Below are 25,905 nucleotides of genomic sequence, written 5' to 3'. Positions count from 1 at the left end.
ACTTTCTAGTTAAAAAACCTCGACGTCAGCCTGTTAAGGCCGGAGAGCAGCCCGACAACGGCAACCCCGAAGATCACGTATCGCAGCTCCTCGAACGGGGTGCCGCTCAGATAATCCAGACCATACAGCCATGCGAGGATGATCAGGATGGTAGCAATCAGCGCCAGCAATAGACCGAACAGATGGCGCCAGGCTCTTTTCACGCCCAGGGTCATGCACCAGGCTCCTCGCTGAAACTGTCGACCTTGAAAATCAGCAGATTATCGCGGCGTTCGATATTGCCTTCAAGCACCACCGGTAAACCGGCCTTGTCGAGCAAGGCGGCTGGCATCGGTCCTCCGTCCTTTGAAGCGAGAAGAAAGAAGATGTGGCTGTCCACAGGTGCAGTGGAAACGAAGACCGGTGGAACGCCTCCAGAAATACACAGATTGGCGCAGGCCTTGTGCGCGAGGCCCATTCCCGGCTTCATGGCGCCAGCACTGCATTTCCCGTCGCAGATCTCGCCCGTCAAACGCCACCGACCGAGATTCTCCACCGCGGATGTGACCGGCAGGGCCGGCATTTGCGGTTTGGCTGCTTTCAGGTCGTCTTCGCCGCCGATCAGCAGCATGACCAGGTCTCCGCGCTTAACGAAGATGCCACCTGCCTGGGCGGCTTTGCCCGCAAGCGGCAGCGCCCTGTCGTCCACCCCGAACTTGCCCGCGCCCGCCAGCATGATAGCGCGCGCGGGTTTTGTGCCGTCGGCGGGAATGCGCAGTATCGGATAGGGCCTTACCTCCATTGTGCCGATCAGATGCTCTCCGGAGAGCTCATCCGCATAATTGCCCGCGCCTGGACTTTCGGTATTAAGGGACAGCAACGCCGAAGTCGTCGCCATGGCGGCAATGAAGAACACGATGAACCCGATCATCAGCCCCCTGACATCGGCTGGGACTTTCTTGAAGTAACCGACAAAAAATCCACCTTCTAAAGGTTTCAGCATCAAACCGTCCCTTCCTTTTTCGGCGCGGCAGCCGCGGGAAGCAACTCCGCGGGGATGGCCAACGGTTCCACCTTTGTGCCAAGAGGCAAGGGTTCCGGATCGACCAGAATGCCTGAGCCCTCCAGGCGAAGGCGATATTTGCGGATCCGCTCGCGGAACGGCGGTGGCGAACAACCGTCCTCGGGCCGATATTGATAGCCATGCCATGGGCAGGTGATAAAGCCGATGACGACCTTGCCTTCGCCGATGGGGCCGTTCTGGTGCGAGCAGATATTGGATACGGCTGAAAGACCACCCTTTGAACGGAAGACGGCAATGCGTTCGCCGCCCGGTGCCATCCCGATGATCGCCCTGCCTTCGGCAATCTCGTTGACGTCACCGACGATCACCCAAGGCGCCTCGGGGGCCTTTTTCGACGCAGTCGCGTCAGCCGATGTCTCTCGCCGACCTGCGATGAGGTGCAGGACGCACAGCGTAGCCAATCCGCCGAGCGACAAAAATGCCAAAGCAAGATCCCGGCGATCGATCAGAGCGCCGAGCGCCACATGCAGGATGACCGCAGCATAGGCGAAGTAGACGCTCATGTGGATCGCCTTCCACACCGGCGGCGTCAGGAAGGAGAGCCAGAAATCGTGGCTGGTTACCGCAAGGATCGCCAGAATGACGAGCGCGAAGACGCCGAAGAGTTCGAAAGGAAAGCCGGCGATGCTCGTAAAGCTGGTATTGCTGGTGAAGAGCGCCGTGAGCTGTGGTGTTGGGCTAAAGGAGAAATACCATCCGAGCACATAGTAGGCGTGCGTGGCTGCGATGATCGCGGTCATCACGCCAAAATGGCGGCGATTGTAGAGGAGCGGAACGAAACGCGCATCGATCCGCGCCAGTGGCCCGATTGCGAGGACGATGGTCAGCATCAGCAAGGCCAGAGACCCGAAGGCACGCATCCGCTGGATCGGCAGGTCGGTATCCCGGAGTGCGGAGGATATGATTGGTCCCAGCCGCAGGAAAATAAGGATATAGATGAAGATCCCGGCCAGCATGACCGCGTCATAGATGACCTTGGTCTTGTTCCAGATGACTGGCTTGTAGGATAGGCTCACGGTTGCTTATCCCTCTGTGTTGCGGTGGCATCCAGGCGCACAGCCGGCGCATCGGTCGGCAGTTTCGGAACGCTAGCAAAGATAACAATAAGCATGATCGGGATAACGACCGCGATGCCTGTCCAGATCACTGTGTGCGCGCGACGGTGACGGCGTTGCATGCTAGCGTTCTCCCCTGGAAAGTCTGGTCCACCGCCAGACGACCAGCGGCCAGAGGAGAACGAGCCCGGGGATAAGGAGCGGCCGGACCGCATAGGCGTCACGTGCCCCCGGATCGACCTTGTCGAATCCGAACAGCAGAAAGGCGGCGGCGATGGCAAGACCGATGCCGGCCCAAAGCATCAATCCTGCGGAGACGGGATCGGAGATCGAAACCATGGGACCCTCAGGTGCGGCCGGTCGCCGGTATGGCCGCACCGGTGACGATGCCTGCTGCAGGCGAAATGAGGAACCCGATGAGCTTGGCGATATCCATTGGCTGAACCCAACTGTCCCTCTTCGCATTCGGCATCGCCGACCGGTTTTGCGGCGTGTCGATCGTGCCCGGCAAAATACAGTTGGCGGTAATGCGCTTGTCGCGGTTTTCCGCGGCGATCGCTTCCGTAAGCCGGATCACCGCCCCCTTCGATGCGGCATAGGCGGCTTGATTGGCGCCGGCCTTTAGTCCCGGCGCTGCCGCGACATGGACGATGCGGCCGTAGCCTGCCTGCTGCATCGGTTTCAGGGCCGCTGCACTAATTGCATAAGCCGTTCTGGCATTCATCTGAAACAACCGGTCCCACTGGTGCATGCCCGTCTCGTCGACCGGTCCTGTCTGGAAGCCGCCGACGGTATTGGCGAGCGCGTCGAGCCGGCCAAATCTCGCGAACGTTCTTTCGACCGCTTCCTGGCATGACGTCAAATCGGCGAGATCCATGCCGCCGATCACTAGGATTTCGTTACTCTCGGGCAGGCTCTCTGCCAATTTTTCCAAGGCTTCCGAATTGTGCTCAACGCAGACGAGCCGCGTACCGTTTGCCGCAAGCTCCCTGATGACGGTGCTTCCAAGGTTTCCTGCTGCGCCCGTAACCATGACAACGGGGCTTGTTCCTGTTGCTTCACTCATGATGGTCCCGCCCTTTCGAGTTGAGGTCGCCTGCAAAGGCCAGCCCCCGTAATTCGCGGCAGCACATGGTTTTGTTACATGCGTTTTTAGAAAATTCCCGCCCGCTATGCGACGCGAAGAAATCTTGATGTGGCTGCGAAAAAAATCAGGACCGGCTGTAACGAACCACCTGACGCGACCGTAAAGGTCTTCGTCGGACGAAGGGTAATGGGATCTCGAGGGTTCTGATCGGCGTCCTCCTGAAGGAGTAAACGAATGAAGCGCGATGCCTACGGTCTCATGACCAGCACTGACAGCAACGAGGCACAACGGGCATTCGAGAATGCCGTCTTTGGTCTGGCGGCGCATCGGCCAAGTACTGGTGTGGCCATCCAGTCAACATTGGCTGCCGACCCCCATCACGTTGCCGGCCATGCGCTGAAGGGCTTTGCAAATCTGATATTGGCGCGGTCGGAGCTCGACGAACCGGCTGCCAAGGCACTCGTTGATGCGCAGGCGGCGCTGGTGGTCCAAGGCGGAGGAACCGGTGACGAGCGCACCCTTGTGAAAGCACTGGAGGCCGCCGTCGAAGGCTCGTTTTCGCGTGCGACGGACATTCTCGACGACGGTTTCGAGGATCGGTCGGTGACGTTCTTGCCCTTTAAGATTTCGCAGGCTCTGCGTTTCATGCTTGGAGATGCCCGCGGCATGCTACGGGCCAGCACGCGTGCAGTTGCCCGCCTTGACACCAGCACGACGGCGAGGGGCTTTATACTCGGTTGCCACGCGTTTTCGCTTGAAGAGCATGGTCGGTATGCCGAGGCGCTTGCCGCGGGGCAGCTCGCGGTTGCCCTGCAGCCCGATGATTCCTGGGGCCTTCACGCCGTCTCGCATGTCTTCGAGATGCGGGGCGATACGGCAGAAGGCATTGACTGGCTCGAGGCGAACCGCAAGGCCTGGTCGCGCTGCAACAATTTCTCCTTTCATATGGCTTGGCATCTCGGCCTGCTACACCTGGAACGCGGCGATCATGATCGGGTGCTGCAGATCTACGACGACGACGTTCGCCCACAGCAAACCGACGATTTCCGAGACATGGCCAATGCCGTCTCGCTCCTGTGGCGGATGGAGCAATCGGGAGCTCATGTCGGTGATCGCTGGACCGATCTGGCAGAAATAGCCCATCGTCGAAAGGCCGACACGACCTTGATTTTTGCAGCTCTGCATAATCTTGCCGCCATGGTTGCCGTTGGCGACCGCGATGGAGCTGTGGAGCTTGTATCGCATATGGAAGCCAAGGCGCTTGGCACGGATGACCAGGGCCGCGTCGCCGCCGAGATCGGTGTACCGATGGCGCGCGTTCTCACGGGTCTCGATGCTCCGGCGGACCGCCACATGCTCGAACGCATGGTGGCGAACCTGCCGAGGATCGGCGGCAGCAACGCACAGCGCGACTTCTTCGTCCTCGCGCTCGCCAGGGCGATGGCGAGCGATGGCAATAATGTCGGTGTTTCGCGTATCGGCCAGATTCGCCAGCGGCTGAAGGCCGACGACCGATTATTCAAATCCATCGAACATTCGGTTGGCATGAGTTTGTCTGCCTGATCTCACCTCAAAGAAAGGAAAACCACGATGTCCATGATGGAAATGCAAAAGACAAGCGTCTTCCCTGAAATTCAACCGAGCCTTGGCAGGACGATTATTCTTTCCGGACTTGCCGCCAATATTACCTGGGAAATCTGGGCACGGCTGATCACGCCGCTATGGGTTGGCGGACCACTGGAGCCGGCTGCACTCGTTCAATCGGTGTTCGGATTCAACAATCTGTTGCTGGCCGAAGCGATCCACGCGATCGTCGGCATCGTTTTTTATCCGATCGGCTACCTGTTCATCGCACGGCCATTGCAGCGGCTGATCGTCCCCAAACTGCCATTACTATTGACAGGTATCGGCTTCGGCATCGGCCTTTGGATATTCGCCCTTTACGTCATGGCACACCTGTTTGGCGGCCAACCGGCATTTCTCGGTTTTGTTACTCTGACCTGGGCGTCGCTGATCGGCCACATGCTGTTTGGTACGGTTGTCGCGTTCGTCGTCCGCCGCATGGAACGCTAGACCTGTGGGGACTAGGCCTGCCCGGTTCCGTGAGCCACCGGGCAGGTTTTCCAAGCGCCCAAGGTTTTAGTTACCCGTAAGCGCTGAGCACTGCCCACCACATCAGATTCGAGAGATTTATAGTGACCGCGGAAAGTTTCGTAACGCCGAGAGTTGCCGACATCGTCGCCAGGACGCTTCATGCCCATGGCGTCCGTCATGCCTTTGGCATGCCGGGCGGAGAAGTGGTCACGCTGATCGACGGCCTGGAGACCTCAGGCATCGCCTTTCACCTTACACGCCATGAAACCGCAGCGGCGATCATGGCGGCAGGCGCAAGCGCGATGACGCAAAACCCGGAGCTTCTCGTGACGACGGTAGGCCCGGGCCTTGCCAATGCGGTCAACGGCATCGCCGACGCTGCCCAGGAGCGCGTCCCTTTGATCGTCCTATCAGGCATTGTCGACCGTCCGACCCGCGCGCGTTACACCCATCAGGTGATCGACCATGCGCAGTTGCTGCGACCGCTGGTCAAGGCTTCTTTCGAAATCGAGCCCGAGAGCGCTGCTTCCACGGTCGCTCGTGCACTCGCGCTTGCCATGACGGAGCCGATGGGTCCCGTCCATCTCGACCTGTCTCCAGCGACGGCTGCCGCGGTCTCGCCAACCTTGAATGTCATTTCGCCTCCGAAGCTTCTGAAGCCCTCGGTAACAATGACGGATCCGGCCGTTCACACACTTTCCGAAAGGATTGGCCGGGCGCAACGACCGCTTTTTATCGCTGGTCTTGACGCCGTGCGAGATCATGCCGGTCCGGCACTCCAGCATCTGGTCGAAAAAATTGGCGCGCCGGTCATCACGACATATAAGGCCAAGGGCATCATCCCCGAGAACCACCCGCTGTCGCTTGGCGCCGCCGGATTGTCACCGCTGGCGGATCAAATTCTTCTGAACCTCGTCCGGGATTCGGATCTGGTCCTGTCAGTTGGATATGACCCAATCGAAATGCGGCTCGGCTGGCTGGATTTCGTCGGAGATCCAGCAAAGCTTGTAGAGATTTCCGACACTGCCCCGGACCACGGCATGCATCATGCCGGCACCAGAATCCAGGCTGCACCTCGCTCTTTTCTACAGGCGCTGGCCGATATTCACGCGGGGCACAAGACCTGGACGGCTGGCGAACCCGCCGCCGTGAAAAACGAACTTGCCCGTTTATTCGCAAGCAATGGCAGTTGGGGACCGCACGCAATTATCGAGGCCCTCAATGCCGTCGCCGGTCAGGAAGCAATCGTCACCGTCGACAGCGGAGCGCATCGCATTCTCCTGTCGCAAAAATGGGTTGCTCAGCGGGCGATGTCATTGCTGCAATCAGCGGGCTTTTGCACCATGAACGCGGCCTTGCCGCTTGCGATCGGTGCCAAGGTCGCCGATCCATCACGTCCGGTTTTCGCCGTGATGGGCGACGGAGGTCTTGAGATGGGAATCGGCGAGCTAGCCACGCTACGCGATCTTAATCTGCCTATCACCATCGTGCTTTTTCAGGATCGCAGCCTGGCGCTGATTGCGCTGAAGCAGGCATCCGCCGGTCTGAAATCGGCCGGCGTCACGCTCGGCGAAACTGACTTTGCAGCCGTCGCACGAGGGTTCGGCGGCTATGGCGTCAATGTGGAGAATTGTGATGACTTCCGTAACGAGCTTGAGGCAGCCGGTAAACGCCCAGCCTTCAGTCTCATCGCCTGCAGGTTCGACGCAAGCGCCTACAACGGCGCCTTCTGATCCCGCCCAGGCGGCACCACCGGCCGGTCACAGGACAAAGCGTCCGCGGGATCCGCGCCTCGATTTCTTTCGCGGCGTCGGCATGCTTATCATCCTGCTCGCTCATATCCCTAACAATAATTGGGCGCTCTGGATCCCGGCCCGCTTCGGCTTTTCAGACGCGACCGAGATGTTCGTCTTCCAATCAGGGATGGCTTCTGCCGTCGCTTTCGGATCGACTTTCGACCGCAACGGTCCGGTCGCCCTCATAGCGCGCGTGGCGCAACGCATCTGGCAGATCTTCTGGGCTCACATCACCGTCTTCATTGCCGTCACAGCCATCATGGTCGTCGCGGGGACACGATACGATGGCGTTACCTACGTCGAAAGCCTGAACCTCGTGCCGTTCATGCAGAACCCGGGCCAGCTGCTGGTCGGTCTGCTGACCCTGACCTACGTGCCGAACTATTTCGATATTCTGCCGATGTATATCGTCATTCTAGCATTGATGCCGGCGATGATCCTTGCGTCAAAAATCCACCGCTTCCTGCCGTTTGCCGCCATGATCACCCTGTGGCTCGCCACGCAATTCGAGCTGACACAGCTTCCGGCCGAGCCATGGTCGGATCGCCCCTGGTTCTTCGATCCGTTCGGCTGGCAGCTCCTGTTCTTCACCGGGTTTTTCCTGATGCGCGGCACCCTGCCAGCGCCCCGTTTCGATCGCCGGCTGATGGGGCTGGCCGTCATCACCTTGATAGCAACAATTCCTTTTGCCTGGGTACGGTTTCAGGAGATGCATCCGTTTTTCCAGATGACCGCTGCGCGGATCGCTCCGCTGACCGACAAGACCGATTTCGGCCTGCTGCGCTTCGTTCATTTCATGGCGCTCTGCTACATCGCCGTACATCTCGTCGGCAAGAAAGGCTCCCGGCTGCGCGGCCCTGCAGTGCGCGTTCTGACGGTAGTTGGCCAGCAATCGCTCGCCGTCTTCATCACCGGTGTTGTGATTGCCCAGCCGATCGGTATTGCGCTTGATCATGCCGGTCGCACCGCTTCTGCCGAGGCAATTGGAAACCTGACTGGCTTCGGCGTGCTTATAGGAACCGCCTATCTCGTACGCTGGTTCAAGAGTTCCCCCTGGAAATCGTGAGAATCCCGAATGTCTGACCATCGAAAACCCGCCAGCCTCGAAGGTCTGCGCATCCTTGACCTGTCGCGGATTCTCGCCGGACCGACCTGCACGCAGCTGCTCGCCGATCTCGGGGCCGATGTCATCAAGGTCGAGCGCCCTGATACTGGCGACGACACGCGCAGTTGGGGGCCGCCCTTCGTGCCGGATGGCGATGGCGGCGACAGCGATCTCAGCGCCTATTTCCTGTCCGCCAACCGCAACAAGCGATCGATAGCCATCGATCTCGCCAGCGATGAAGGTGTTGCGCTTGTCGAGCGGCTGGCGGCTGTCTCGGACGTGGTGATCGAAAACTACAAGCCGGGCGATCTCGACCGCCGCGGACTCGGCTATGAGGATATTAGCAAGATCAAGCCGGATATCATCTGGTGTGCGATATCCGGTTTCGGCCAGACCGGACCCTATGCCGAGAGAACCGGCTACGACTTCCTTGTCCAGGCGATGGGCGGCATCATGAGCATCACCGGCGAAAGCGATACGGCCGGTGGCCGGCCCCTCAAGGTCGGCCTTGGCATCGCCGACGTGATGTGCGGCATGTATGCGACCGTCGGCATCCTCGCCGCTCTGCGCCATCGCGACCGCACGGGCGAAGGCCAGTATATCGATCTGGCGCTTTATGACAGCCAAGTTGCCTGGCTTATCAATGCCGCGACGAACCATCTGGTTTCGGGAAAGGTGCCAGGGCGGATCGGCAACCGGCATCCCAACATCGCTCCCTACCAGACCTTTACAACGGCTGCTGGCGAAATCGCCATCGCAGTCGGAAACGATCAGCAGTTCGCCCGCTTCTGTACGGCGATCGGCTGTCCCGGTCTGGCGGGCGACGAGCGGTTTCGCCGCAACCGTGATCGCGTTGTTAATGTCGATGCACTGGACCGGCTTGTGACCGAGGCTCTACAAGCCGACACCGCCGAAAGCTGGGAGCAGCGCCTTGTCCATGCCGAAATCCCTGCAGGCCGGGTCGCCACGATCGATCAGGTCGTGGCCAATCCGCATACCCTGGCGCGTGAAATGATCATGCCAATGGAAACCGTGGACGGACAAACCGTCCGCCTGCTCGGCAACCCGCTCAAAATGTCCGCAACCCCGGTTCGTTTCGATCGGGCGCCGCCGCATGTCGATCAGGATAAGGACGCTATCCTTCGCGAACTCACGATGCTCGAAGCTGCTCGCCGAACTTAAACTGTCGCTTGATCGTGTCGCGCAAATTGTCTTGCCGATGACGAAGAGCGACGTGCCGACAAAGTTGAGGGCAAGCGCCGGCGGGCGTCGCTGTCATCAACCTGAAAAGGTCCCTATCCGCAAAGGGTCGGATAGGTAATTCAAGTCGGCATCGGGACTTACGGATCAGGTTGCACCCTGACCTTGCCCCAGTTTGCGTCGGCCTTTTTGATATACCCGCTGACATCCCCTCTCCACGTCTTGAGGACGCTGTCGTTGTAGTTGAGGTAGAGCTTGTTATCGACCACGGTAAAGGCTTGGGGTTCGGTCGACGCCTTGTAGCCCTGCGCCGTCCCAAAAGCGCAATAGCCGCCATACTGCGGAGCAAAATACCCGGGGTTGGCGGTGAATGCATCGCGATGTGCGGCGGATGCAAAGTGGAATGTCGCCTCTTGGTAGGTTGCCTTATATTTATCCGACCCTTTCACCGGCTTATGGTCTGTGAAATAGGCGACGGGATCATAGCCGTTGATGGCCACACCATTCGTCGTAAAAATCTCCGCGGAATAGCCGACAGAGACGAAGGAAAGTGTGAAAGCCGCTGCAAGCGGCAGTATGGGGCCAAATGAGATCATCATGATGTTATCCTCCTGTTGAACGAACCCGACCTGCCTTGTTCGTCACGGGATGCGTAGACGTTACATTCAGGCTGTTCACACCTTTGTGTGGAGAGGGAACGACCGATTACCAACAGGCCAAGTCCTTACGCGCCAGGGTCTGAGGCAGTCTGCGCAACCTTTGCGACAAACTCGAATGAGTGATTACTGTCTCGTTCCCACGGCCAGAACCGCAGTCGAGCGCAGCACAACCCGGTTGTCCTTCGCAATCCGGTCGACCACCGTTACGACCGCCTCATCCACCCGGCGATGTTCATTGTCATCGAGCGTGGCATAAGCACCCATGTAGCCGTGCAATTCCCGAACGTCGTCAAGATAGGACTGGCCAGCAGGCTCTTCCCAGACGACCTCGATCTCTTTGATCTCGAGCGCAGAAAGGCCTGCTCCCTTGAGCTCCGCGCCCAGTCGGTCCAGGTCCGCAAGCGTTGTGAACCCTTCGGGCACCGCCGGCGGTGCCATATTCGGGTAAACGGCACGAAGCGCTTCCGCCATAACCAGAAATGGCCCACCCCCAGGCAGCTTACGCCACGTCGCAACGCATGCTTTGCCGCCCGTGAGGGCGTTGACGACTTTCGTGTCCTCAGTCGCGGTCGAGAATCTTGCTGGCCAGCGCCGCGTTCTGGTCGCGATGCGCCCAGGCTACCATCACGCTCAGCGCGAAGAGCACGATCGCGGGGATGGGCGAGCCCGGCAGCACGAAGAGATGGGTCAAGGTGGCGCCGACCATGATCGCGGCGAGCAGAAGCGCACCGAGCGAGGCCACAGCCGGGACGAATAGCGCGACCGCGCCGATCAGCTCGAGTGTTCCGGTGAAATACCGAAACCATTGCCCGAGCCCGATCTGCTCGAAGTTCTGAACCAATATCGGCAGGCCGTAGAGGTTGGCACTGCCGGCGGCGATGAAGGCCGCGGCAAGGAGAAGCTTGACGCTCCACAGTCCGATTTGACGCCAGCGCGGCGCCGCTTCATTCTTTATCGCCGGGCTGTCTGAATTCTGCATGGTAACTCCTGGTATGGAACAATCAATTCTACGGCTGCGCATGCGTCTGTCTGAACATGAGTTCATTGCGAACACATCGAGAGCGCAACCTTCAATTCCAGCTCCCGGATTTTGCGGTCCTTCTCGGACACTTGCCTGATCATCTGCTCCATGCGGGCGTTCGGCGCACGCGATATCTCCCAGAATGCCACGGTGAAAATCACAGGTACGGTGGCGGCAGTTTTATCGTCGATAGCTGCCAGTTGATCTGACTGCTGCGATGGGCTTTCCGTCGCGACACGGCCCCAAATATGGAGAGTGCAACCGGCGCCTGTATCGCAGCGAACGAAGGCCTCCACCGCCGCTTCGTGTCGGACAATGGTACGGCGAAACGCCGTGCTTTCGACGTGTATGCGAAACGTGGATCCATCGATGACATGGGGAAGCATCGCAACACTCGAGACGGTCTCGAACACGATACCGTGGCGTATCCGGGAAAAATCGATCGCTAACGCCCGCTGCGTCTGAACCAGATGAGCAATGCTCGGAGTGATAGCCTGCCCCCAGATAGCCGCACCTTCTCCGAAATGATGAACGATGGCATGGCCGATATTTGGACATGTAATTGACTGCAGCATGAGGGGTTCCTTTGTCATCCTCGAACGATCCGTCAGCATCGCGTCGGATCAGGTTTGCGACCTTGCTGCCTGCTAATTCGTGGGAATGCAGGCAGTTGTTACAAAGGATCTTCGTTTTTTTGCAGCCCGGTGTTCATTTGGGAAAGCCCACCGCTGTCAGGCCAGCATCAAGCATATCTGCCCGTGCCTCATGGCCACCGTTATGGATGCACATGACATTGTCGCCCCGAATGCAGTCCGGGACATCGTCGCACTCGATGTTATCCAGCGTGACTTTCTTCGCAGCCTTCATGTCGCATTTGGCGCGCTCACGCAGAACGGCCAAGCTTTTGAGCGCATCGCCCTGATGGAATTTGGTGCCAATCGCCCGACCGGCGAGCGGAAATGTCTGATCAGCGGTCCCATGAAAATGTACCACTGGAGGAAGATCGGCGACGCAGTCATCCGGTTTTGGAAGAGGATTCCAGAACACGCCGGAGAAAGTCACCATCGCCGCGGTTTTCTCCCCTTGCTGGCAGGCGGTGTACCAAGCCATCGATGCGCCGATGGAAAAACCCCCGATCACCGTCTTGTCCGGGGTAAAACCGTAGCGTTGCCGCAGGTCATCAAAGACATTCGCGATGAACGCTTTCTCATCGCGACCCTGGCGGGGGGCGTGAGGAAACGCCCAACTTCCGTCGATGCCATCGACGGCTACATAGGCCAGATGATGCGCGAGCGTCATTTCGACCAGGGAACGTTGCTGCATCTGCAACCCGGCGGAGCTTTTGAAACCATGGAAATAGACAAAGACGCCGCGAATGTCGCCATCTTGCGGCAACGCGATCCGATAGTTTCCCTCCTTGACCGGACAAGCAGTCTGCGCTTCGCAAGGCATTGCGGAAGAAACAGTAAGAGGCATGACGGCGATGAGGAGGAGAGCAGCGAGCAGGCATGTGCGCATGAAGATATCACCGGTGCTTATAATGATAAGTCTGTCAGAGTCCTGATGAGTGGCGAGCAGTTTGCAAGGCTATGATTTCACCTGGCCCATACGTCTGCCAGCTTTCTTCGAGCCATGCAGTGAATTTTCCTTCGACGATTACCATCGTTTCCCGGTTGCTGTGGCGACACCACGTCCTCCGCGGCAGATTCATAACACCACTGGGAGCAAGTCATCTCTCACGTTTGGAGCGCACATCGGAGGTCAATTCGAATTGGACCGGTCGGTCGTCTTCTGCTGCACTACAGCCAAGGTGGAAGCCCTCACGACGACCAATCGGGAATTGGCGGGCTATGGCGTATACATAGGACGGTTACGTTGTCGTTGAACTAATCGCCGCGCGCGTGCTTGGTTCACGGAAATCGTGAGCGCAGCGAGCGGTCGTCTTCGGGAATTGTGGCGTCCGCGACGGCTACTGCCACTCCGGCGGGCCCCAGACAGCGAAGGGCATCCTACCGATCGGTAAAGATTTTGACAGATTAGCTTCGACTAATCTTTACTGACCGGTAGTTCGGCGGATGCGGTCCACATAGCCAAGCTGCTCTCAACCAACGCCTCAAGCTCCCGTTGGCTTGCGCCGGCCCCTCCCTGCATGAGGATGCCGTGCATCAGGGATTGGACAAAGCGCACGAGACCTTCGACATTGACGGTCGGCAACAGGTCGCCGTCGCGCTTGGCCCGCTCGAACCGGGCCGCGAGCAAGTCGCGCCCGATGGCCTGGCGCCTGAGAACTTCGTTGCGAATGGGCTGCGCCTCATCACCGCCTTGCATTGCGTTAAGAACCATGAGGCAGCCGCGCGGTTGCCCCTCTGCCTGTTGATCGCGTAGCGCTCCCCTGAGCAGCGCTTCGAAAACGCCTCGCGCCGTCGGAGCCTGGAGCGCTTCAGTTAGGTAGTCTTTACGAAGTGACTGATAGAGATCGAGGGCCTTGAAAAACAAGGCTTCTTTGTTGCCGAATGCGGCGTAGAGACTGGGTCGAGTGATTCCCATCGCCTCAGTGAGATCATTCAACGATGCGCCCGCGAAACCCTTGGTCCAAAAGACCTTCATGGCAGCATCGAGCGCTGTGTCGGCGCTGAACCTTCGCGGGTCGCGGCCTAACTCGCCTGCCGGTGCCGCCCCCCTCGTTGAAGCGCTCGCGGCGGCCGCAACGTCGCCGATCGCCCGCCAGGCCGCCATCGCCTGTTCGGCACCCTCTCGCAAGTCGTCGTGCGGCGCGCCGCTGGCGGCTTTCATGGCGAGACCGCCGAGAACTGACGTCACATAGCTCGCCAGCCCCGAGGCATCAGCGTCCACAGGGAGTTCGCCACTCCGTTTCGCTTCTTCGAACCGGTCTCGCAGTTTCAGTTCTGCCAATTGGCGGCGATGAAGCAGGGCAGCGGGAATGTCGGCATTCTCACTGCCCATTGCCAAGCCCGCATGAACGAGTATGCGGCTGGACTCCTGCGCTGGCGAGGTTGTCAGCAAGCGCTTGACAACTTCTTCGGCCGTGGGGCCTGTGAGCGCCCACTCCCAGTGCTCGTCCTCGCGCGCACTACAGCGGCCGAGAACAGCGTCGAAAAGCCCGCGCTTGCTTCCGAAAGCCGCGTAGATGCTGGGAGAGTTCAAGCCCATTGCGGCCGTCAGTTCCGCCATGGTTGAGCCGTCGTAGCCCCGGCGACCGAAGACGTCCGCCGCGCGATCTAGCACTTCGCTTTCTTCGAACGCGCGGGGGCGGGCCATTGACAGTACTCCATTCTGTAACGTACATAACATAACAGGCTTTGGTCATCCGCCAATCGCGACGTGAGACACGGGCCATTTTGTAGCAGGTGTTAGGCCTGCCTGGCTAGATAGTCAGCAAACTAGGAGGTAAACATGAGTTCGTTCCGCTTCGAGCAACACGGTGCGGTGGGCAAACTGATCTTGCTCGGTGATGCAGACAGCGAGCCAGGGTCCGACTTTCCCTCGTCGCTGCGGGCCGCCGTTCGCCAGGCATATGCAAGCGACATCCGCGTCCTTCACTTGACGTCCGCGTCCGGCAACATCGCCGTGGCAGACGATCTGGGCGCCATCGGTGACAAGGGCTCGAAATTTCTCGAAGCGTTTGCGGCCGACATCCTGGCTTCGATCCGTCTCATCGAGGAACTGCCCGTCCCCACGGTTGCTTCGGTAGCAGGGATGGCCTTGGGCGGCGGTTTCGAACTGCTCCTGGCGTTCGATTTCCTGGTCGTCGCAGAGTCGGCGATGCTCGTCCTCCCGGAAGTGTCGGTCGGCGGCATTCCAATGGCAGGCGGGGTGCAGCGGCTCGCCGATCGCGTCGGCAAAACACTCGCTACTCGCTTCGTCCTGCTTTCGGAGCCAATTTTCGGAAAGGTCGCGGTCGATCTGGGTATCGCAACCCATTCAGCGCCTGACGGCAAGTTGGAGGAGGTCTCCGACGAACTCGTGCGGCATCTCGCGACAGGGCCGACCCTCTCTTACGGCAAGGCGCGTACGCTCATCCGCACCTGGGCTAGCGGAGGTGTCTCGGCTGCCGACATCATCTCCACCCAGCTCGGCGCTGGCATCCTCGACACCAAGGATGGCGCAGAGGGAATGGCCATTGCGGTCGCGGCTGTCCGCAAACATGAGCCGATCCCGAAGATCCAGTTCCACGGGAAGTAACTCGATCCGGTGCTGACATCAATTCTCAGAGTCAGGCAGCGGCTAGTCTGCGACCTGAATCGGAGACGGATGACTGAGAGTCCCAAGTAAAGCCGGACACCATCTCGACCGCACGCGAACTATTATCGGACTGTGTACCTCAAAGATCGATCTCAGCGGTCGCCGCATCGCGTGCGTCAATTTCACAATTCAAATGGAGCATGAAAGATGACTTTCGTGGATCGGAATAAATCGCTGAAGCAGACCTTTGTAGAAACCAATGGCGTCAAGCTGAACGTTGTCGAGCAAGGGGAGGGCCCGGCTGTGCTGTTCGTCCACGGCTTTCCTGACGGATGGCGGGGCTGGCGCCGGCAGATGGCGGCAGTCGCGGCCGCGGGCTACCGGGCGATATCGTTCGATACGCGTGGCTATGGCGATAGCTCCAAGCCTGAAGACGCCGCGCTTTACACAGTTCTCTACCATGTCGGAGACCTTGTCGGCATCCTCGCGAAACTCGGGATCGAGCGCGCGACCCTGGTCGGCCACGACTTCGGTGCGACGGTGAGCTGGAACGCGGCGGTGATGCGTCCGGATCTGTTTGACGCGGTCTTCGGCCTCAGTGTCCCTCCGGTGCTACCGGGTGCGGGGCCCAGCATGCTCGAAATGCTGAAGGCCGCCGGCAAGGAGGGAGCCTTTTATATGTTCCGCCACATGAAGCCGGAGGCCGACCAGGAGTGGGCGGATGCGGCCACGACTTTCCCGGGCGCTCTCTATTGGATGTCGGGGTTGCCCGATGCTTCCGAAGCGTGGGGTCCGATGGATCCAAGCAAAGATATGCACCGGCCATCCCCGATCGGCATCCCGCCCTTCGCTGACCGCGAGGACGCCGAGACGATGATCGCAGGCTTCCAGCGTGATGGCTTCCACGGTCCACTGAATATCTATCGCGGCATGCAGCCCTATTTCGACCAAGCAAAAGCATTTGCCGGGGCGAAGATCCAACAGCCAGCCTTCTTTGCGTATGGCACAGCAGACAGCATGGTTAAGATGCGAGCTCTGAACGAGGAGGATCTCAAGCCGGCCGTGCCAAACCTCCAGGGGTTCCTACCGCTTGAGGGCGTCGGGCACTGGCCACAGCTCGAGGCGTCTGAGGCAGTGAATGAGGCGCTGGTCGCCTTTCTCAAAAAGAGGAAGGCTTGAGCCGTGACGACGATTTTTCGTTTGGATGCAAGCATTCGTGCCGTCGGCTCTCAAAGCCGCGCTCTAGCTTCAACGCTTGAGGACTCTATGCGAACGCAACTGGCAGAGCTGGATGTCGTGAGGCGGGACGTTGGCCTTTCACCCCTGCCTGCAACAGCTTGGGCCCGTGCCGTGCAGGCTGGTCCAAAGGCGCTCAGCGAACGCACGACGGAGGAGGTGGAGGCGGCAGCGCTGGCAACCAAATTGGCCGATGAGATGCTGGCCGCAGATGCCTTCATTTTTTCGGTTCCGCTCTACAATTACGCGGTTTCGCAACACGCAAAGGCGTGGATTGACCTTCTGGTCACCGAACCGCGTTTCACCGTTAAAGTGGCGTCGCCGATCTCGAAGCGTCCCGCCTATCTGATCTCAGCGCGTGGAGGCGCATACGGCCCTGGCATGCCGAAGGAAGGCTGGGACCACGCGACGCCCTGGCTTAGGCGCATCTTTGAAGACAACTGGGGATTGGACCTCCAACTCATCGATGTCGAGCTGACCCTCGCTGATGTTAATTCCACTATGGCCTCTTTGCGGGACCTCGCGGCGTCTAATCTTAAGCAGGCGCACGCCGCCGCCAAGCAAGCGGGAGAACAGCTGGCGGCGCGCATTACAAAATCGCTGGTGGCTGAGCCGGGGCGGTGATCGCTGCGAACTGCAGGTAGGTCCTCAAGTCAGAGCTTCCAGACGCAGCGCTGACCAAGATGAATGAACGGCAAGTTTCGGGATTATCAACCAAAGCGCCCAACGGCCGAGTTGAGGGCGCAAGCTTGTGCACGCCAAACTGCACTCCGGCCCTCTAGACCCACTTTACGTCATCCTGGAAGTACGCGCAGATCGGACGTGCGAAGCAGAATGGAGAACGCCAGCTCAATGGCAGTGAAATACGAACGAAGGACAATTACGCGACAGCGAAAACCACCGCCGAAACTACGCTATTGCCCGTTTGTATCCTTCACTCCCACTCGATCGTGCCGGGCGGCTTGCTGGTCACGTCATAGACGACGCGGTTGATGCCGCGGACTTCGTTGATGATGCGGGTGGCCGTGCGGCCGAGGAAGTTCATGTCGTAGGGATAGAAGTCCGCGGTCATGCCGTCGACCGAGGTGACGGCGCGTAACGCGCAGACGAAGTCGTAGGTGCGATAGTCACCCATGACGCCGACCGTCTGCACCGGCAGAAGCACGGCGAACGCCTGCCAGATCGTGTCGTAGAGGCCGGCCTTGCGGATTTCGTCGAGATAGATCGCATCGGCCTTGCGCAGGATATCGAGCTTTTCGCGGGTGACGCCGCCTGGGCAGCGGATCGCGAGGCCCGGACCGGGGAAGGGATGGCGGCCGATGAAGCTCTCCGGCAGGCCGAGTTCGCGGCCGAGTGCACGCACTTCGTCCTTGAACAGTTCACGCAGCGGCTCGACCAGCTTCATGTTCATGCGTTCGGGAAGGCCGCCGACATTGTGGTGGCTCTTGATCGTTACCGAAGGTCCGCCCGAGAAGGAGACGCTTTCGATCACGTCCGGATAGAGCGTGCCCTGGGCCAGGAAGGCCGGAGAACCCTTGCCATCGGAAGCGATCTTTGCGGCTTCCGCCTCAAAGACTTCGATGAACAGGCGGCCGATCGTCTTGCGCTTCACTTCCGGATCGGAAACGCCGGCAAGCTGGGTCAGGAACAGGTCGGACGCATCCACATGGACGAGCGGGATATTGTAGTTGTCGCGGAACATGCCGACGACCTGCTCGGTCTCACCTTGGCGCATCAGTCCGTGATCGACATAGATGCAGGTCAACTGGTCGCCGACCGCTTCGTGGATCAGGACCGCCGCGACCGAGGAATCGACGCCGCCGGAGAGGCCGCAGATGACCCGTTCCTTGCCGACCTGTTCGCGGATTTTGCGGATCATCTCGGCGCGATAGGCCGACATCGTCCAATCGGACTTCAGCCCGACGATCTTGTGCACGAAATTGGAGAGCAACTTGGCGCCGTCGGGCGTATGCACCACTTCCGGGTGGAACATGGTGGTGTAGTAGTGCCGGCTTTCGTTGGCCGCGATCGCGAAAGGCGCATTCTCCGAAGTCGCGATGACCTCGAAACCGTCCGGGAGCTGCGTGACGCGGTCGCCATGGCTCATCCAGACGGGATAGCGGCCGCCGACTTCCCAGAAACCTTCGAACAGGGGGCTCTTCGCCTTGATCTCCACGTCGGCGCGGCCGAATTCCGCTGCATGCCCGCCCTCGACGACACCGCCGAGCTGGGTTGCGAGCGTCTGCTGGCCGTAACAGATGCCGAGGATCGGAACCCCGCTGTCGAACACCGCCTGCGGTGCGCGGGGGCTGCCTTCGGTGGTGACCGATGCCGGGCCGCCGGAGAAAATCACGCCCTTGGGCTGGAGCCTCTCGAACGCAGAGCCTGCGTTCTGGAAGGGATGGATTTCGCAGTAGACGCCCGCTTCGCGGATGCGACGCGCGATGAGCTGCGTCACCTGGCTGCCGAAATCGATGATGAGGATGCTGTCGGGATGAGCTATCTGGGTCATGGCGAGCCTTTAAAGAAACTTCGCCTTTCTGGCAACGGGGAACGAGGCGAAAATCGCGCCATCAGAGGACGATGGCGCCATCTTCCAACCCCTCGAACAGGCTGTCGACCGCATCCGCCAGCTTTTTGTCGATCACATGCAGGTATTCGGTCCAGTCGCCGACATGCTTCAGTTCTTCCTTGCCGTCGGAAATGCCGCGCAGGCCGATCAGCGGCAGGCCGAAAAGCTGGCAGCAGCGCAGCACCGCGAATGTCTCCATATCGACCATGTCGGCGCCGACGAGATCATAGGCGGCACCGGAGACGATGTTGCCGCCGGTCGATAGCGAGGCTTCCCTGACGCCGGGAATGCGCAAGGGAAGCGGCATGATCGCCGGATGGTCGAGGAAGGGCGTGCGGCCTTTCTCGAACCCGAGCGGCGAGGCGTCCATGTCGCGATAGGCGACCGATGAGGCCTGGTAGATTTCGGTCTGCTCAAGATTGCGGGAACCGGCCGAGCCGAGCGAAACGACGAGATCGGGCAGGTCGTCCGTCGCCTCCAGGCGTGTCAGCGCATGGGACAGCAGGACGGCTGCCTCGACCGGGCCGACGCCGGTCATCAGCGGCTTGATGCGGGATTTCAGCGCCGGGCCATATTCGGCGTCGACGGCCATCACGAAGAGAATGGATTTGCCGCCGGCGAGGCTCGGCTCGCCGAGAGGAAGAGAAGAAGTCATCCGGTTACGTCCTCTCGGCCTCGTATCACCATCATGGTGCCGGTCATGGAAGCGATGAGTTTGGCGGGGCCATCGCCGATCGCGTAAGCACGGCCATCGGCGACTATTATCGTCGAGCCCGGCTTGGTGATCTCGCCGCGGAACAGAAAGCGATCGCCGCGGCCGGGTGACATCAGGTTTACCTTGAACTCGATGGTGAGGATCGAGGCTTCCGGTTCGATGACGGTATAGGCGGCATAACCGCAGGCGGCATCAAGCGCCGCGGAAATCACGCCGGCATGCAGGAAACCGTGCTGCTGGGTAAGCTTGATGTCGAAAGGCAGCTCGATCTCGACTATCGCCTGTTCGACGCGTGTGAGCTCGGCGCCCAGCATCGCCATCGCGCCCTGTCGACCAAAACTCTGGCGCACCCGTTCGCGGAAATCGCCCGTGTCTCTCCCGTCCATGTTCCCGCCCCTTTCGCAGATGCGAAATTGGCATGGCGGGCGATGTTCGGCAAGCCGTACGATGGAGCGTGCTTAATTCATGAGAACGATCGACAGGTTGAGGAGCGTCGCGAACGCGACCCAGAGCGCATAGGGCACGAAAAGCCATGCAGCCCTTCGGTTTTCTCGCCAGCTGGCGACGATGAACAGCAGGATCGAGACCAGCAGCGGCACGATGACGACGAGACCGAGAAGAGGGCTTTGCAAGCCGAAGAAGGCCGGCGACCACAGAAGGTTGAGCGCGGCCTGGACGGCAAAGAGAACGAGGCGGCGGCTGTTGTTCTCATCATACCATGTCTCGGAAAGTGCGACGCCGATCAGGACGTAAAGGATCGTCCAGACCGGCGCAAAAATCCAGCTTGGCGGATTGAAGAAGGGTTTGTTGAGCGATTGATACCACTCGCCGGGCTGGTTGCTTGCGCCGCTCAAGGCGCCGAGTGCGACGCAGGCGACGATGAAGAGGATCATAACGACGGTTTTGTTCATGCGGCCCCAACTAGGGCGCTTCCGCAGCGGGGAAAGGTCAGCCCAGCCGGACGATATGCTGATCCCAGGCGACTTGGCTACGTGTCTCGTTGAACCGTCCATCATAGGACGAAACGGCAATGCCATGCGCGGCCGGCGCGACACCGGCGGCCTCGCGGATGGCCTCTTCCTTCACCACGGCCCCGGTTTTCGCGTCGAGCGTGACTGCGGCCCCGCCGACCGGGGAGGTAAGGCCAACGACGTTGTCACGACGGTTGACGGCGATGGCACCGACGTAGTTGCCAAGGCGGACGGTTGTTTCCTCCGGCAGCGAGACGAAGGACAGGTCCTCGCCCTTGGCAAACCAGCCGGCGAGCGGCGGCAGGGCGTTGCGCGCACCTTCCCATTGGCAGGCAAACCAGATCCGGCCGTTGTCAGTGATGTCGAGATGGCGCGTGGAGAGCTGTTTCAGCGAAGCGGGCAGGCGGTGCCGCTGGATGAGGTGGCCGGTCTTCGCATCGAGCAGAACCAGCGACGGTTCCATGCGATCGACATTGAGCTTGGTGCGGCCGAAATCCGGATGAGTCTCGATACCGCCATTGGCGATGACCAACAGCTTGCCGTCGTCGGAGACGGTCATGTCATGGGTGCCGATGCCGTGGGCGTCGAACTCGGCGATGCGGCGGAATTTGTCTCGCGCGTCGTAGACGCCGATCATGCCGCGATTGCCGTCGAAATCGTTCTCGCTGGCATAGAGCCGGGTTCCGTCTGGTGAAAAATGGCCATGCCCGTAGAAATGCCGGCCTTCCGGGGAGGTAATCATCACCGGTTCGGTCTGCCGCGACGGATCGAACACCATGGCGAACGTGCCGGGACGGCGGGCGAAGGCGACGGTGCGGCCGGTGGCGGTGCTATAGGCCATGCCGTGGGCGCGGGCTGGAAGGGCGACGCGGTCGATGATCTCGCCGCGTTCCGAAACGGTGGCGACGCCGAACGAGCCGTCCGGCGCGCGAAAACCCGAGGCATAGACCGCATCCGCACGTTCGAGAGCCATCAGCGAGCGGGGCGCTAGCGCGGCGGTAAAGGTGATCCCCGCCGCCTTCAGGAAACCGCGCCGGTCGATTGCTTCGCCGCGCCACATGGTCTTAGTCGCCGTCGGCAAACGAGAAGCCGGAGCTGAGCCCGATCGCGCCGCCATAACCGTCGTTCAGCTTGGTGATCACGTCCTTTCCGTCCGCGAGCAGCGTATCGAGCTTCTTGCGCTCGACGGCATCCTCGACCGCCTTTTCGAGATCCGGCGTGATCTTCGCCGAAAGCTCGATCATCGATTTCAGCTTCGCCTGGGGGGCGGCGACGATCGGCCGGTCCTTTTCCTTCAGCAGTTCCACCATCCCGGATTTTTCGAGCAGGGCCGAAAGGCCTTCGAGATTGCCCTTGATGGCCGTCCAGGTGTTCTCCGAGCGCCAGAACAGTGCCTGTTTCGGGAACTTCGCCTTGTCGGCACCCTTGTAGAAGGTCTCGATCCGCTGGTCGCGCACCGCTTCAGCACCATGCACGAGAATGCCGAGCAGCGCCGTGATCGCCTCGCCGCCGGTGCGGAAATTGAGGTTGTCAGGCCCCGGCTGTTCCCACGTCTTCCGGATACCGTCGGGCGCGTCCCAGATATCGGAAAGCTCCTTGGCGACGTTGGTGATATTGCCGGCGACGGCCGCGCCATAGCGGCAGCGGTAACTGTCCTTCGCGTTCAGAAGCTCGTCGGAGCCCGTGCCGGCAAGCACGTATTCCAGCGCCCCGAAACCCTGCATGGCGACACTCTTGGTGCCGAGCGTGGCGGGATCGGTGGCGGTCTCGTCGACCTTGGAGAGGACCGATTGGACCTGCTTCAACCCGGTGCTCTTGCGGTCGGGATAAAAGAGGATGCGCTCGAAGCGGTTCTGCTCGATGACGGGACCGACACGTACCACCTCGATATGCGCCCAGCTGACCACCGCGTCGCGGAAGGCGCTTTTGGCGGCATCGTAGTTCGTCTTGGAGGGCGCTTCGCAGAGCGCCTTCATCGCCGTCGTCATCTTGCCCGCCGATTCGTGGAACGCGTCGTAACCGGGTCGGATGAACCCGTCCACCGCCGCCGTCATCACCCTGGTGACGTCAGCCATCGGCAGATTCACCGAGGGAGCAGGTTCACCTTCCTGCGCGAAGGTAGTGGCGGGAAGCAGCGAGACGAGTCCGGCAAAAAGGATCTTGCGCATCAGAGCGACTCCAGGAATTTGAGGAGGGCGGCACGGTCTTGTCTTCCGAGCGCGGCGAAGGCATCGCGGGCCTTCTGCGCCTCGCCGCCATGCCAGAGAACGGCTTCGGTCAGGTTTCGCGCCCGACCGTCATGCAGGAAGAACGTGTGGGCGTTGACGGTCTCGGTCAGGCCGATGCCCCAGAGCGGTTGCGTGCGCCACTCGCTGCCAGTGCCAACGCCCACCGGCTGGCCGTCGGCAAGGCCTTCGCCCATGTCGTGCAGCAGGAAATCCGAATAGGGCCAGATCAGCTGGAAAGCCTGCGCCTTGTTGCCGGCATCGCGGCTGGTCACGAACTTCGGCGTGTGGCAGGCGGTGCAGCCGGCCCGGTAGAACAGCTCCTTGCCCTTCAGAACCGTCTTGTCGCCGATATCGCGGCGGACCGGTACCGCAAGGTTTTCGGAATAGAAGGTGACGAGCGGCAGGACAGGATCCGGAGCTTCGACCGGCCCGAGCCGCTGCTGCACGCCGGTCGGCATGGCGAGGCACGCAGCCTCCGCCTTCGTGCAGTCGCCGTGGTCGAACGGATTGTCGGGAGTGGAGATGCCGAGGTCGCCGGCAAAGGCGGACGAGCTCTGGTCGCGGACCGAGGCATTCTGCGCCTTGAAGCCGAATCGGCCGAGTTTCAGCTCGCCGGTCTTGTGGTCGCGCACCATGGCCGGCTTGCCGGAGATCCCGTCGCCGTCCTTGTCGTCCGGGTCGGCCCGGCCGAGAATATCGGCATCGTGGATCGCCTGGATCAGCCCCATGCCGATCATCGGCGGCGCGATCCGTGGCGAAAGCGTCACGTCGCCTTCCATCGCACCGTAGCCGAGGTCCGTGACCGAATAGGTCGGCTTGCGCAGGTTGACCACTTCGCCGTCGCCAAGCTTGACCGGGATTTCCTCGTAGGAAACCTGCATCCGGCCTTCGGAGGCGAGGCCGGACACGGCGAGGTCCTGCAACTGCTCGCCATAGACCGCGTCGGGGAAATTGAGCTTCCTGTAGTCGGCAACAGCTTCGCGCTCATCGTCGGTGCGCGCCGGGCGGGCGAGTCGGAAGAACATCGAGGTCGCGTCGGCACCGCCTTCCGGCGGGTGGCCGCGGCCATCCTTCAGGTGGCAACTCTGGCAGGCGCGGGCGTTGAACAGCGGCCCCAGCCCGTCGGATGCCTGCGTCGAGGACGGCGCCGAGACCCAGAGTTTTGTAAACAGCGCATTGCCGAGCTTGAACGTCCCTTCTTCCTCGAAGGTGATGTTGGCGGAGAAATGCGAGAAGGCATCGCCATTGACATCGGCGCGGCTGGTCGTGGCCCCGCCCGACATGGTCTCGAACTGCTCGGGCTTGGAGAAATCCGCCGTCGGGCGCGTGACGCTCTCGACGCGTTTCTGGTCCTTCGGATTGAGATCCGTGCGGATGGTCGGGAAAAGCGCATCGCCGCCGATCGCGATCAACGGCATGAGAAAGAGAGCGCCCGAAAGGATCGGCAGCAGGAAGACGAAAGGCTTGGGCGTTCTCATAGGGCTACCGGGCCGCAGGCTGAAGATCAGCCGCGGCCCGCCTTTTCATTGCTTATTTGAAGACGGCGTCAGGATTATCGAGGCTGTCGGAACCTTCAAGCTCTACTTTTCCAAGCTTCAGCGACGCAATGACGCGCTCGACGCTCTTGCTCTGGTCGATCAGGCCATCGATCGCCTTCTGGACGACCGCATTGCCCTCGGCATTGCCTTCGCCGATCATCTGGTCGTAGGCCTCGACCTTCTTCGCCCGGTCGGCCATGGCGTTCATGGCCGCGAGCGTCGCATCCAGCTTGCCGAGCATTTCGGTATCGAGCGCCTTGTCATTCGCGGCAACCAGCTCGGAGAGCGAGGGGCCGGTCATCTTGGTGCCGTCGACGCGGATATATTCGCCCGTATAGGCCGACTTGATGCCGATCGCATCGTAGAGATGCGAGTTGTAGGTGTTGTCGGAGAAGCAATCATGCTCTTCTTCCGGGTCGTGCAGCAGCAGGCCGAGCTTCATGCGCTCGCCGGCAAGCTCGCCGTAGGAGAGCGAGCCCATGCCCGTCAGGATGGCGGTCAGGCCCTTCTTGGAATTGGCCTTGACGTTCTTGGCCGCCTTGCCCTTCGAGGCCCAGGCGGTGACCATGTCCTTGATATCGGAGACGAGCAGCGCAGACGCAGCTTTCAGGTATTCGCCGCGACGGTCGCAATGTCCGTTGCTGCAATTAGCCTTGTCGTAGTCCGTATAGGGACGCTTGCCGGCGCCAGGTCCGGTGCCGTTCAGGTCCTGGCCCCAGAGCAGGAATTCGATGACATGGTAGCCGGTTGCGACGTTCGCCTCGATCTCGCCGGCCTCGTTCAGGCTGCGCAGCGTCTTGGCGTCGAACTTCGAAAGGTTGAGCGTCTTGCCGTTGACCTTGATCTTCGGGTTGGCAATGACGTTAGCGGTATAGAGTGCGTTCTCGTCGCTCTCCTTGCCGTAGGAGGCGTCGACATAGTCGATCAGGCCTTCATCGAGCGGCCAGGCATTCACCTTGCCTTCCCAATCGTCGATGATCGGGTTGCCGAAACGATAGACTTCCGTCTGCTGGTAGGGAACGCGGGCGGCGATCCATGCGTCCTTGGCAGCCTTCAGCGTCTCTTCGCCGGGCTTGGCGAGGAATGCGTTGATCGCCTTGTCGAGGGCCTGCGCTGTTGTCAGCGAGTCCTCGTATTTCGCATGCGCCAGCTCGGCATAATGCTTGAGGACGGCAGCGGATGTGGTGGTGGCCTGCGCCTCTGTCACGACGAACGCCGCGGAGGCGGCGAAAAGCGCCAGGGCGGCGCCGAGAACGGTCTTGCGGATCATGTCCCTCTCCTTCACGGCCCGGATCTCTCCCCGGCCGTCAAAGGGTTCATCGCGCAATTGGAAACTGGTGTCAAACTATCTAGTTTAGAATA

General features: G+C 60.6%; 27 protein-coding genes. 8 read left to right on the top strand and 19 right to left on the bottom strand.

Going from position 1 to position 25,905, the window contains the following annotated elements; genetic code table 11:
* Positions 1–5 precede the first annotated feature (5 nt).
* From C5J22_RS13935 to C5J22_RS13915, 5 genes are all read right to left on the bottom strand, one after another.
* Positions 6–215 (bottom strand): hypothetical protein, encoded by a 210-nt coding sequence (locus C5J22_RS13935; protein WP_105424609.1) that lies wholly within the window; start codon positions 213–215, stop codon positions 6–8.
* The gene (locus tag C5J22_RS13930) at positions 212–982 is read right to left on the bottom strand and encodes a hypothetical protein (protein WP_105438695.1); all 771 of its coding nucleotides are present in this window, start codon (positions 980–982) and stop codon (positions 212–214) included. Before C5J22_RS13930 ends, C5J22_RS13935 begins: the two co-directional genes overlap by 4 nt.
* Positions 982–2,079 carry a Rieske 2Fe-2S domain-containing protein gene (locus tag C5J22_RS13925; RefSeq protein ID WP_105438694.1) on the bottom strand — a complete coding sequence of 366 codons (1,098 nt, stop codon included), beginning with the start codon at positions 2,077–2,079 and terminating at the stop codon, positions 982–984. Before C5J22_RS13925 ends, C5J22_RS13930 begins: the two co-directional genes overlap by 1 nt.
* Before the next feature lie 162 nt (positions 2,080–2,241).
* A complete protein-coding gene (locus tag C5J22_RS13920) occupies positions 2,242–2,457 on the bottom strand; it encodes a hypothetical protein (RefSeq protein ID WP_105438693.1) in 216 nt (71 codons plus the stop codon).
* 7 nt (positions 2,458–2,464) lie between these two features.
* Complete coding sequence (locus tag C5J22_RS13915) at positions 2,465–3,184, bottom strand: SDR family NAD(P)-dependent oxidoreductase (RefSeq protein ID WP_172746618.1); 720 nt, start codon at positions 3,182–3,184, stop codon at positions 2,465–2,467.
* 255 nt (positions 3,185–3,439) lie between these two features.
* On the opposite strand from C5J22_RS13915, the gene C5J22_RS13910 reads away from it, so the two are divergent.
* From C5J22_RS13910 to C5J22_RS13890, 5 genes are all read left to right on the top strand, one after another.
* A complete protein-coding gene (locus C5J22_RS13910) occupies positions 3,440–4,768 on the top strand; it encodes a tetratricopeptide repeat protein (protein WP_105438691.1) in 1,329 nt (442 codons plus the stop codon).
* Positions 4,769–4,795: 27 nt separating this feature from the next.
* Positions 4,796–5,278, top strand: coding sequence for a hypothetical protein (locus tag C5J22_RS13905; protein WP_105402438.1), 483 nt, complete (start codon positions 4,796–4,798; stop codon positions 5,276–5,278).
* A 122-nt stretch (positions 5,279–5,400) separates the two neighbouring features.
* On the top strand, positions 5,401–7,032 hold the full coding sequence (locus tag C5J22_RS13900) for a thiamine pyrophosphate-binding protein (protein WP_105438690.1): 1,632 nt from the start codon (positions 5,401–5,403) through the stop codon (positions 7,030–7,032).
* Complete coding sequence (locus tag C5J22_RS13895; protein ID WP_256386131.1) at positions 6,953–8,161, top strand: OpgC family protein; 1,209 nt, start codon at positions 6,953–6,955, stop codon at positions 8,159–8,161. Before C5J22_RS13900 ends, C5J22_RS13895 begins: the two co-directional genes overlap by 80 nt.
* Positions 8,162–8,170: 9 nt before the next feature.
* Positions 8,171–9,382, top strand: a complete 1,212-nt coding sequence (locus tag C5J22_RS13890) for a CaiB/BaiF CoA-transferase family protein (protein ID WP_105438688.1) — start codon at positions 8,171–8,173, stop codon at positions 9,380–9,382.
* A 158-nt stretch (positions 9,383–9,540) separates the two neighbouring features.
* On the opposite strand, the gene C5J22_RS13885 is transcribed toward C5J22_RS13890, so the two are convergent.
* The 6 genes from C5J22_RS13885 to C5J22_RS13860 form a co-directional block, all read right to left on the bottom strand.
* On the bottom strand, positions 9,541–9,999 hold the full coding sequence (locus C5J22_RS13885) for a YHS domain-containing (seleno)protein (RefSeq protein WP_172746617.1): 459 nt from the start codon (positions 9,997–9,999) through the stop codon (positions 9,541–9,543).
* Between the two features lie 183 nt (positions 10,000–10,182).
* A complete protein-coding gene (locus tag C5J22_RS13880) occupies positions 10,183–10,530 on the bottom strand; it encodes a hypothetical protein (RefSeq protein WP_205837179.1) in 348 nt (115 codons plus the stop codon).
* An 88-nt stretch (positions 10,531–10,618) separates the two neighbouring features.
* Positions 10,619–11,038 carry a DoxX family protein gene (locus tag C5J22_RS13875; protein ID WP_105438687.1) on the bottom strand — a complete coding sequence of 140 codons (420 nt, stop codon included), beginning with the start codon at positions 11,036–11,038 and terminating at the stop codon, positions 10,619–10,621.
* Between the two features lie 62 nt (positions 11,039–11,100).
* Complete coding sequence (locus C5J22_RS13870; protein ID WP_105438875.1) at positions 11,101–11,655, bottom strand: hypothetical protein; 555 nt, start codon at positions 11,653–11,655, stop codon at positions 11,101–11,103.
* Positions 11,656–11,788: 133 nt separating this feature from the next.
* Positions 11,789–12,598 carry a PHB depolymerase family esterase gene (locus C5J22_RS13865; RefSeq protein ID WP_105438686.1) on the bottom strand — a complete coding sequence of 270 codons (810 nt, stop codon included), beginning with the start codon at positions 12,596–12,598 and terminating at the stop codon, positions 11,789–11,791.
* Positions 12,599–13,126: 528 nt separating this feature from the next.
* A complete protein-coding gene (locus C5J22_RS13860) occupies positions 13,127–14,359 on the bottom strand; it encodes a TetR/AcrR family transcriptional regulator (RefSeq protein ID WP_105438685.1) in 1,233 nt (410 codons plus the stop codon).
* 135 nt (positions 14,360–14,494) lie between these two features.
* Here C5J22_RS13860 and C5J22_RS13855 point away from each other — a divergent pair, with 135 nt between their 5' ends.
* From C5J22_RS13855 to C5J22_RS13845, 3 genes are all read left to right on the top strand, one after another.
* Positions 14,495–15,283 (top strand): enoyl-CoA hydratase/isomerase family protein, encoded by a 789-nt coding sequence (locus C5J22_RS13855; RefSeq protein WP_105438684.1) that lies wholly within the window; start codon positions 14,495–14,497, stop codon positions 15,281–15,283.
* A gap of 207 nt (positions 15,284–15,490) precedes the next feature.
* Positions 15,491–16,462, top strand: coding sequence for an alpha/beta fold hydrolase (locus C5J22_RS13850; RefSeq protein ID WP_105438683.1), 972 nt, complete (start codon positions 15,491–15,493; stop codon positions 16,460–16,462).
* A gap of 3 nt (positions 16,463–16,465) precedes the next feature.
* Positions 16,466–17,143 (top strand): FMN-dependent NADH-azoreductase, encoded by a 678-nt coding sequence (locus tag C5J22_RS13845; protein ID WP_105438682.1) that lies wholly within the window; start codon positions 16,466–16,468, stop codon positions 17,141–17,143.
* Positions 17,144–17,453: 310 nt separating this feature from the next.
* Here the strand turns inward: C5J22_RS13845 and guaA are convergent, their stop codons facing one another.
* The 8 genes from guaA to C5J22_RS13805 all read right to left on the bottom strand — a co-directional run bounded on the left by guaA (position 17,454) and on the right by C5J22_RS13805 (position 25,813).
* Positions 17,454–19,031: a glutamine-hydrolyzing GMP synthase gene (guaA, locus tag C5J22_RS13840; RefSeq protein WP_105438681.1), complete on the bottom strand. Its 1,578-nt coding sequence runs from the start codon at positions 19,029–19,031 to the stop codon at positions 17,454–17,456.
* A gap of 61 nt (positions 19,032–19,092) precedes the next feature.
* The gene (locus C5J22_RS13835; RefSeq protein WP_105438680.1) at positions 19,093–19,746 is read right to left on the bottom strand and encodes a 5'-methylthioadenosine/S-adenosylhomocysteine nucleosidase; all 654 of its coding nucleotides are present in this window, start codon (positions 19,744–19,746) and stop codon (positions 19,093–19,095) included.
* Positions 19,743–20,192: a PaaI family thioesterase gene (locus C5J22_RS13830; RefSeq protein ID WP_105402451.1), complete on the bottom strand. Its 450-nt coding sequence runs from the start codon at positions 20,190–20,192 to the stop codon at positions 19,743–19,745. The genes C5J22_RS13835 and C5J22_RS13830 overlap by 4 nt, the downstream gene beginning before the upstream one ends.
* 72 nt (positions 20,193–20,264) lie before the next feature.
* Entirely contained in the window at positions 20,265–20,717 is a 453-nt protein-coding gene (locus tag C5J22_RS13825; protein ID WP_105438679.1) for a TspO/MBR family protein, read from the bottom strand.
* Between the two features lie 37 nt (positions 20,718–20,754).
* Complete coding sequence (locus tag C5J22_RS13820; protein ID WP_105438678.1) at positions 20,755–21,837, bottom strand: DUF1513 domain-containing protein; 1,083 nt, start codon at positions 21,835–21,837, stop codon at positions 20,755–20,757.
* 4 nt (positions 21,838–21,841) lie between these two features.
* Positions 21,842–22,945 (bottom strand): imelysin family protein, encoded by a 1,104-nt coding sequence (locus C5J22_RS13815; protein ID WP_105438677.1) that lies wholly within the window; start codon positions 22,943–22,945, stop codon positions 21,842–21,844.
* A complete protein-coding gene (locus tag C5J22_RS13810; protein WP_105438676.1) occupies positions 22,945–24,483 on the bottom strand; it encodes a di-heme oxidoredictase family protein in 1,539 nt (512 codons plus the stop codon). The genes C5J22_RS13815 and C5J22_RS13810 overlap by 1 nt, the downstream gene beginning before the upstream one ends.
* Before the next feature lie 52 nt (positions 24,484–24,535).
* Positions 24,536–25,813 (bottom strand): imelysin family protein, encoded by a 1,278-nt coding sequence (locus C5J22_RS13805; protein ID WP_105438675.1) that lies wholly within the window; start codon positions 25,811–25,813, stop codon positions 24,536–24,538.
* Positions 25,814–25,905 lie beyond the last annotated feature (92 nt).

Origin of the sequence: Neorhizobium sp. T25_13 (genome assembly GCF_002968675.1) — a bacterium.
Lineage (GTDB): Bacteria > Pseudomonadota > Alphaproteobacteria > Rhizobiales > Rhizobiaceae > Neorhizobium > Neorhizobium tomejilense.
Note: the sequence above shows the minus strand (reverse complement) of the source record. Positions and strands in the feature narration are given on the sequence as shown.